Source organism: Actinomadura rugatobispora (assembly GCF_042656285.1).
GTDB lineage: Bacteria > Actinomycetota > Actinomycetes > Streptosporangiales > Streptosporangiaceae > Spirillospora > Spirillospora rugatobispora.
Genome location: NZ_JBHSON010000221.1, coordinates 1 through 1,722 on the forward strand (window position 1 = coordinate 1; position 1,722 = coordinate 1,722).

The 1,722-nt window shown below is 72.5% G+C and carries 1 protein-coding gene; it reads left to right on the forward strand.

The window, feature by feature from the left end:
- Window positions 1-72: 72 nt before the first annotated feature.
- Entirely contained in the window at window positions 73-1,656 is a 1,584-nt protein-coding gene (locus tag ACFPZN_RS55930; RefSeq protein ID WP_378293548.1) for an IS1182 family transposase, read from the forward strand.
- Window positions 1,657-1,722: the final 66 nt, after the last annotated feature.

Consider the following 1,722-nt stretch of genomic DNA (forward strand, 5'->3'; position numbering starts at 1 on the left):
CTAGAAGACTGCTGAAGATCTTGGGGTTCTGGCCCCGTCGCGGTTGCGGCGGGGCCAGTGTGGTGTGGTGTGGTGATGGGTGAATGGGCCGGGGAGAGGGTCGGTCCGGATGTGTGGGAGACGTGCCGGGAGCTGATCCCGGCCGGGAGCGTGTTCGCGTTCCTGGCCGAGCACCGTGGCGCGTTGTTCCCGGCGGAGATGTTCGCCGACATGTATCCCTCGGCCAACGGGCGGCCCTCGATGCCGCCGCAGATCCTTGCCGCGGCGATCCTGCTGCAGGCCCTGCACGGGCTGTCGGACTTTGAGACGGTGCAGGAGTTGCGGTGTGACCTGCGGTGGAAGGCCGCCTGCGGGCTGGGCCTTCACGACACCGCGTTCCACCCGTCGCTGCTGGCCTACTTCCGTCGCCGGCTGGCGCGTTCGGCCCGGCCGGACCGGATTTTCGAGGCCGTCCGGCAGGTCGTCCAGGCGACCGGGGTGCTCAAGGGCCGGCAGCGGCGGGCGCTGGACTCGACCGTGCTGGACGATGCGGTGGCCACCCAGGACACCGTCACCCAGCTGATCGCCGCCGTCCGGGCGGTGATCCGCGAGGTGCCGGGAGCGGCCGGGGTCGCCGCCGCCCGGTGCACCGCGCACGACTACGCCCAGGCGGGCAAGCCCCGCATCGCCTGGGACGATGAGCAGGCCCGCGCCGAGCTGGTGGACGCGCTGGTCACCGACGCGCTGCGGCTGCTGGGGCACCTGCCCGAGCAGGAACTGGGCGAACGGGCCGCGAACGCGGTCGGCATCCTGGCCCTGGTCGCCGGTCAGGACGTCGAACCGGCCGGCGGGTCCGACGGCCGCGACGGACGCTGGCGCATCACCGACGGCACCGCCCCCGACCGGGTGATCTCGGTCGTCGATCCCCAGGCCAGGCATGTCCACAAGACCCGCAGCCACCGCCAGGACGGCTTCAAGGCCCACCTGGCCGTCGAGCCCGAAACCGGCCTGTTCACCGCCGTGGCCCTGCGACCGGGCGCCGGGCCCGCCCACCATGAGGCCGTCGTCGGCCTGGACCTGCTCTCCTGCGAGGACACGCCGGTGGAGGTCTTCGGCGACACCGCCTACTCCACCGGCCAGGCCCGCCGGGCCCTCACCGCCGCCGGGCACCGGCTGTTCATCAAACCCGCCCCGCTGCGGCCCGCCATCCCCGGCGGCTTCACCCTGGACGACTTCGCCATCGACACCACCACCGGCACCGTGACCTGCCCCGCCGGGCACACCGCTCCCTTAACGGAACCCGGCGGGCGACACCACCAGCGCAAAGCCACGTTCGGAAAGCTCTGCACCGGGTGCCCCCTGCGCGAGCGGTGCACCAACGCCAAGGCCGGCCGCATCCTGACCATCCGCCCCCACCACGACCTCCAGGCCGCCGCCCGCCGCCAGGCGGCCGGCGATCCGGCCTGGCAAGCCGACTACCGCCGCTGGAGACCACCGGTCGAACGCGCCGTCGCCTGGCTCGTCCACCACGGCAACCGCCGCCTGCGCCACCGCGGCACCATCGCAGGCGACGCCTGGCTGCACACCCGGGCCGCCGCCCTCAACCTCCGCCGACTCATCAACCTCGGACTCACCCGGACCAACAGCACCTGGCATCTGTCCTCGGCCAACGCATGACCACAGAGGGGCTGTCCGGCCCACGGCCGGACAGCCCCTCTAACAAGATCTTCAGCAGTCTTCTAG